This window comes from Agrobacterium sp. A3-95, assembly GCF_053521785.1.
The window spans coordinates 1-630 of the sequence record NZ_JBNWDR010000030.1 but is presented as its reverse complement, the minus strand read 5'-3'; the positions used below and the strand labels follow the sequence as shown (position 1 = coordinate 630).

At 54.1% G+C, this 630-nt stretch carries 1 pseudogene; it reads right to left on the bottom strand.

Going from position 1 to position 630, the window contains the following annotated elements:
• Positions 1–133: 133 nt before the first annotated feature.
• Positions 134–630, bottom strand: a pseudogene (locus tag ACQZ5Y_RS28285) (ISNCY family transposase); the annotation flags it as partial.

The following is a 630-nucleotide window of genomic DNA, read 5'->3' as shown; positions in this document are numbered from 1 at the left end:
GCAGAATCTCCGAGCTTGAAGTTTACAAGGAAGATGGAAGCCCAATCCAGACAGATCCATATGAAGTCGATCTGTCGAAAGTCCATTTTTACTGAAAAGCCAGTTGTTTACACGGCAGAAGTGGGTGCGGCCTTCACCCAGCCGCATCCATTTGAGCAAGAGCCTTTTGCCGTCTCGCAATGACGTCCGGATCATTCATGAAATCCGTGCGCGGACCGGGTTTGCGGCCTCTCGGCTTGTAGCCGATCTTCTCACTGTTGGTCTTTGGCGCAGCTGCGTGGTCTCGATCTTGCTGCTCTTTGATGTAGGCCAGTACTTCGCCGAGACGCTTGTTCTCGACCACAGCCGCATGGGTCACGCGCTGATCCTTGTCGAAGATCTTGTAAGGCAACGAGTGACCTTTCCATCGAATATCCAGTCGACCATCAACGTAAGCGAATGTCTCGACATACTTTCCAACCAGGCCGCGCGTGACGTCGTTCTCCTCAAGCATGATGCGTTTGCGCTCATAGGAGAATGAAAGCTGTGCGCCGACGTGTCTTTGCTCGCGTTTGCAAAGCACGTCATTCAGCCTGCTTGGCGCCAGATTGACAGGCCGATGGAGGTTGTCGGGGCGGGTAGGGGTCACCG